This is a genomic window from Maribacter sp., from assembly GCF_039968975.1.
Taxonomy (GTDB): Bacteria; Bacteroidota; Bacteroidia; order Flavobacteriales; family Flavobacteriaceae; genus Maribacter.
This window is the reverse complement of the sequence record NZ_JBDVOT010000121.1, coordinates 1-6,128: the sequence shown is the minus strand read 5'-3', so window position 1 is coordinate 6,128 and position 6,128 is coordinate 1. Positions and strand designations below refer to the sequence as shown.

Below are 6,128 nucleotides of genomic sequence, written 5' to 3'. Positions count from 1 at the left end.
AAAATATTGTAACCTTCAAATTCCATTACAGATTTTACACGTTGATCTGGTTCAGGGAGCATATCGGTAATGAAAATATCTGTAAGTCCGTCATTATTTATATCTGCCATATCAACCCCCATGGCAGATAAACTCAAGTGGTTTGTCCATTTTTGAACCTCTTCTCTAAAGGTGCCGTCTTGGTTATTGATGTATAAATAATCTCTTTCATAAAAATCGTTAGAAACATAGATATCCGGGTACAGATCATTATTGATATCTACGACCATAACGCCAAGACCAAAGCCAATAAGACTGCCATAAATTCCTGCTTCTTCACTTACGTCAACGAATTTACCATTGTCGTTTCTTAGAAGCATATCACCTACACCTCTAAAAATTTTAGGGACACCCTCCCAATCTTGGGCTCTTACTTCTCGCTGCTCTGCATAACCAAGGCTACTAACGGGAATATTACTGTTGTTTAATATGTAAGCATCTAAATCGCCGTCTTTGTCATAGTCAAAAAAAGAGGCATGGGTAGAAAAACCTGTTTCAGCTAAGTTGTATTCATGTGCCTTTTCAGTAAAAGTACCGTCACCATCGTTAATGTACAGATCATTATCATGGTTGTTGCCTTCCATGTTGCCGGCGTTACTTACGTAAATATCTAAAAAACCGTCATTATTGATATCCGCCATTACTACGCCTGTAGACCATGGCTTATTTCCTTTTATACCGGCAGTTTCTGAAATATCTTCAAATTTCATTTCGCCTTTATTAAGAAATAGCTTGTTAGGTTCCATGTTGCCGGTCAAGAAAACATCTGCTAAACCGTCGTTATTTATGTCACCTATGGCAACACCACCGCCATTGTAGAAATTACGGTATTTAAAAATGTTGAATTCTTTAGAGTTGGCAACTTTATTTACAAATGAAATACCGGTATCTTCTGGTTGTAATAAAGTAAATAAGGTAGGTTCTGTTTTTTCTTTTAACATATTTGCATCATCCTTAGAGCCGCAAGAATATAATAGGGATAAAAATAAACCAAGGCAGCTTAATTTAAGCAAATTAGAGTTCATTGTTGAGTTTGTTTGAGATAGCACTTCTAGTTAATTTGTTAGCTATTAAAGTTGAGTTAGTAACCTGTGTAATAGTTAGTTCAAAATTAATTTGCAATATAGCCAAATACCTACTATTTGTTAGGCTTATTTGGTAAAAGTCAACGTTAAAATTTAATGAAATCGTTGTAGGTGCGGTCTAATAATATGAATAATGAGATTTAGTGGCTACTTTTTAGAAGTAATGGAAATAATCCAATATATTTAACCTTGACTAAATAACAAACAACTCAACTAATGATAGGAATTTTATCTTTTTTAGGCTTTACCATTTTAGTGGCCGTAATTGCATATTTCGCAACAAGAACAACCAATGAGCAAACCTCTGACGGTTATTTTCTTGGTGGTCGTAGTTTAACGGCTGGGGTTATTGCTGGGTCGTTATTATTAACAAATTTGTCCACAGAGCAAATTGTAGGTTTAAATGGTAGTGCTTATACAGATGGTCTGTCTGTTATGGCATGGGAAACTTTAGCCGCAATTGCTATAGTTGTCACTGCTATATTTTTACTGCCAAGGTATTTGAAGGGAGGGCTGACTACTATTCCCCAATTTTTGGCAGCACGATTTGATGTTACTACAAAAACCATTACTTCAGGTTTATTTTTAACAGGATATGTGGTAGTATTGCTACCGGTAATTCTTTACTCTGGCTCCGTTGCAATTAGCGGAATGTTTGATGTGCCTACGATATTAGGAGTTACAGATAGTACGGCTTTGGTAATTTGTATTTGGGGTATTGGGCTAATTGGATCTATATATGCTGTTTTTGGAGGATTGAAAGCGGTAGCCGTTTCGGATTCGATTAATGCAGTTGGGTTATTGATTGGTGGTTTGTTAATACCGGTTTTTGGTTTGATGGCCATTGGCGATGGTAGTGTATTTGGAGGCTTGGATATTTTAGTGAATACCAATCCAGAACGATTTGATTCTACCGGTAATGCGGGACAAGAAGTTCCTTTTGCTACCATATTTACGGGAATGATGCTAGTGCAGTTATTTTATTGGGGGACTAACCAGCAGATTATTCAAAGAGCTTTAGGGGCAAAAACCTTAGCTGAAGGTCAAAAAGGACTTTTGTTGGCATCTTTCTTAAAGATTTTGGGACCATTAATTTTGGTGTTGCCCGGTATGATAGCTTACCACTATTTTGATGGTGGATTAGACTCTAGTGATTTGGCGTACCCAGAGTTGGTACGTGCAGTATTGCCAAAGCCATTGGTCGGTTTTTTTGCGGCTGTATTGTTCGGGGCTATTTTAAGTTCTTTTAATAGTGTTTTGAATAGTTCTGTCACGTTGTTCGGTATTGATATTTATAAACAACATATTAATCCTGATGCACCGGAGACTACAGTGGTGAAATATGGTAAGATATTTGGAATTTGTTTGGCTTTAGCGGCAATGTTTATTGCGCCACTTATTGCCAATGCAGGTAGTTTGTTTAATTATCTACAGGAGATTAATGGTATTTATAGTATTCCTATATTCACTATAATCGTAGTGGGTTATTTAACTAAAAGAGTACCGGCAATTGCTGCGAAAGTGGGAATACTTTCTGGTTCGGCGTTGTACATTATAAGTCAATTTTGGTTGAAGAATAAATTTGTAGATGCTGCTTTGGCCGATGCAAATGCTAAGGGAATTACTGATTCTACACAATTGAAATTAATAGAAGCCGAAGCATACCCGCATTTCTTACATATAATGGCAATATTATTTGTAACTAATATTGTAATTATGTTAATAATTGGAGCTATTAAACCAAGAAAAGAACCTTTTGTTTTAGAGTATACCGATCAGGTATCTATTACTCCATACAAATATGTTAAACAGGCAGGTTTGATAATTTGTTGCATTGTAATCGGTATATACATATACTTCGCCAAGTAAAGAAAAATCAGATTTAATCTTTTAGCCGCATCAATTATTTGGTGTGGCTTATTTTTTGACTTTAATTAAGTCGATGTAAAGTCCTGTAGATTTGGGTAATCCTATCGCAAATTACAGCTACATAGTTCGCCCTGTTGAGCAAGGAAGGAGAGTTGGTAAAAAAACTATGTTAACACTCTGTACAATTTGTAAAAGAAAACAATTTTAAAGGAATTCAATTCAAATTAGTTGTAAGTGCTAATGTAGGCGCAGTTAAGCTTTGAAGTAAGTAAGGTCATGAATATATAGGAATTACACCTAATCGTTTTAGATATTTAGAATTAGGTTGTTTAGATACGTATAAGTTGTATTAAAGCTTGTGGCTATGTCAATGTTAATCGCTGTAAATTAAAAAGCCCCCAATAAAATTGGAGGCCTTTTTAATTTAAACTTAAAATTATATATCCTTAGTAACCTGGATTTTGAACCAAGTTAGGATTTGCAAGTAATTGTGCTGGTGGAATAGGGAATACGTTGTAATCGTCATTGTTGATAGTTCCTTCCGCCTTAAATAACCAATCTCTACCGAATTGACCGAAACGAATTAAATCGTTACGTCTCCATGCTTCTTGGTATAATTCTCTACCTCTTTCATCTAGGATATCTTGTTCGGTAACTGTACCGAATAACTCTTGAGTGTTACGTATTGTTCTTAATTCGTTAATCATAGTAGTTGGGTCTTCACCATTTCTGAACATAGCTTCAGCTTTCATTAAATGTGCATCGGCATATCTAAATACAATCTGGTGGCTAAGAGATGCATCACCATTTCTAGCGGCATATTTTTGAACTCTAATACCTGTAGTTTCATCATTGTTGATGAAATTTGTATTTCCATCTCCGTCTTCAAAATCTCTTTTAAAAGTTAGAGGAGCGCCTTGTCTGTCATTTAATGGTGTTCCGTCAAGAGCATATTGTTGGTTGATCAAGAAACCGTAACCAACATTTGAGCCGTCAACAAAACCGCCGTTATCAGCAGCATATGGTTGACCGGCAAAAGTAGTTCCAATAGTTGGTACACCACCTCTACGTTCTTCTTGTCCATCTACTGGGTTTTGATCGGCATCTAATTCATTTGATTCAGAATCTCCTTCGAATAAATCGTAGAATTCAGCAAGTGTACTAAATCCATTCCAACCACCACCTTGAATACTTGTACTGTTGTAATGAAGACCCATTACAATTTTATTGATAGTGTTAGCTTCTAAAGCCCAAATAGTCTCGTTATCTGCATCGGGCAAGAATAAATCAAAATAACCATCTTGTAATGCATAACCATCTGCAGAAATTGCATCTACTAGAGAAATTACTTCGTTCATATCAGCTGAATCAGGAGAACCGCCAATATAGATATGCTTGTTCAATAATACTTTAGCCTTTAGATATCTAGCTGCCGCTTTGCTGGTTCTTAAGTTGCCATCGCCGCTACCTGCAGCCGTTGTAGGTGCATTTGCAATTGCCGTTTCTAAGTCTGCAAGAATAAAGTCTACAGCAGCTTGTCCTGTCAATACTTCAGGAACTGAGGATGATGGTAATGAAGTATCTCTGTAAGGTACTTGACCATAGTTGTCAAGAATTACCCACATACTATAAGCTCTTATGAAACTTGCGTCACCAATATTGGTTGCAGAAGGATTACTTCGTGGATCTAAAACTTGTGATGCTTGTAATTGGTTTCCGTTCCAATCTTGAAAAAGATTAACTATGAAAGTATGCTGACCGTCCCAATCATGGGTATGCATTACTCTCCATAGACCATTATCTCCCCAGTCACCTCCACGGGTAGGGATTAAATGTTCGTCTGTTGTTACTTCTTGAAGAGCAAAGTAATTTTCTTGTGTGGCATATTGACCAGCTAAAGTACCATATAGATTAGTTACAGTAGACGTTGGGTCCGCTAAACCTTGAAATCCATCAGAAATGATCGAATCCGTTTCTTCTATTTCTAGGTCGGTACAGGAAGAGACCCCTGCCAACAATAGAATAGAAAGCGTTAAGATTTTGAAATTATTTTTCATGATATACAATTTTTTTTAATTAAAATGATGCGTTAATACCAAAAGTGAAAGTTCTTGGTCTTGGGTAAGAACCATAATCAATACCTCTAGATGGTACCCCAGAATCTAAATCACCAGTATTGGCAGTAACCTCTGGATCTAAACCACTGTAACCTGTAATCAAGAAAAGATTTTGACCAGTTAAAGAAAAACGTAAAGAATTCAGTGCACCTTCACCAGATAATGGAACATTGTAACCAATGCTAGCATTTTGGAAACGTACAAAATCTCCTTTTTCTAAAAAGCGTGTAGAAGCATCAGCAGAAGCGCCTGGGTTTTCGCCATTTCCTAATACGCTTTGAGTTACATTTCTTGAGTTAGATAAAGCACCTGCAGTGAAGTACGCATTTTCAGTGTTGTTATATACTGAGAAACCAAACTGTCCTTGAAAGAAAACAGAAGCATCAAAATCCTTAACTCTTAAGTTTAAGCTTAAACCAGAAGTAATATCTGGCAAGGCATCTTCGCCGACAAAAGTTTTATCTGCAAAAGGATCACCAACACCGTTTCCGTCAACATCTTGGTATGTAGGGTTTCCACTACTGTCAAAGCCTTCAAATATTGGAAGGTAGTAAGAGTATAATGATTGACCAGCGGCAAAACGTTGAGCGAATGCACCTGTTAAACCAGGTCCATTAACCGCACCCGTATCAATACTGCCTGCATAATCTTGAACCTCGTTGTTATTATAAGAAATATTAAAATCGGCTGAGAATGTAGCTTCATCTGATCTTACGAAGTCATAAGCTAATGCTAGTTCAATACCTTGGTTGATAATACTTGCATCTACGTTTTGGAATTGGAAAGGATCAACTGCTGGTGCTGCAGATGGAGTTTGTAATAGGATGTCAGTTGTTTTAGTTCTGTAAAGATCAAAACTACCACTGAAACGATCGCTGCTAAATCCAAAATCAATACCTGCGTTCAAGTTGAAAGAAGATTCCCATTTTAATTCAGGTCTATCGGTAGCAACAATTTCAGTACCGTTAGCATTGATATCAAGGTTAGATTGAATTTCTAGACCATCAAAACGTTGTCT

At 36.6% G+C, this 6,128-nt stretch carries 4 protein-coding genes; 1 reads left to right on the top strand and 3 read right to left on the bottom strand.

Annotation, left to right across the window (positions count from 1 at the left end):
- Window positions 1-1,064: VCBS repeat-containing protein (locus ABJI11_RS08135; RefSeq protein WP_348351090.1), on the bottom strand; the 1,064-nt coding region annotated here is incomplete at its 3' end.
- 276 nt (window positions 1,065-1,340) lie between these two features.
- On the opposite strand from ABJI11_RS08135, the gene ABJI11_RS08130 reads away from it, so the two are divergent.
- Entirely contained in the window at window positions 1,341-2,993 is a 1,653-nt protein-coding gene (locus ABJI11_RS08130; protein ID WP_348351088.1) for a solute:sodium symporter family transporter, read from the top strand.
- Between the two features lie 446 nt (window positions 2,994-3,439).
- On the opposite strand, the gene ABJI11_RS08125 is transcribed toward ABJI11_RS08130, so the two are convergent.
- Window positions 3,440-5,050: a RagB/SusD family nutrient uptake outer membrane protein gene (locus ABJI11_RS08125; protein WP_348351086.1), complete on the bottom strand. Its 1,611-nt coding sequence runs from the start codon at window positions 5,048-5,050 to the stop codon at window positions 3,440-3,442.
- A gap of 19 nt (window positions 5,051-5,069) precedes the next feature.
- On the bottom strand, window positions 5,070-6,128 hold a 1,059-nt coding region (locus tag ABJI11_RS08120; RefSeq protein ID WP_348351084.1), incomplete at its 5' end, for a TonB-dependent receptor.

Excerpts from the sequence above, each read along its gene's own strand:
- ABJI11_RS08130 (WP_348351088.1), top strand. The coding sequence starts at position 1,341 with ATGATAGGAATTTTATCTTTTTTAGGCTTTACCATTTTAGTGGCCGTA.
- ABJI11_RS08125 (WP_348351086.1), bottom strand. The coding sequence starts at position 5,050 with ATGAAAAATAATTTCAAAATCTTAACGCTTTCTATTCTATTGTTGGCA.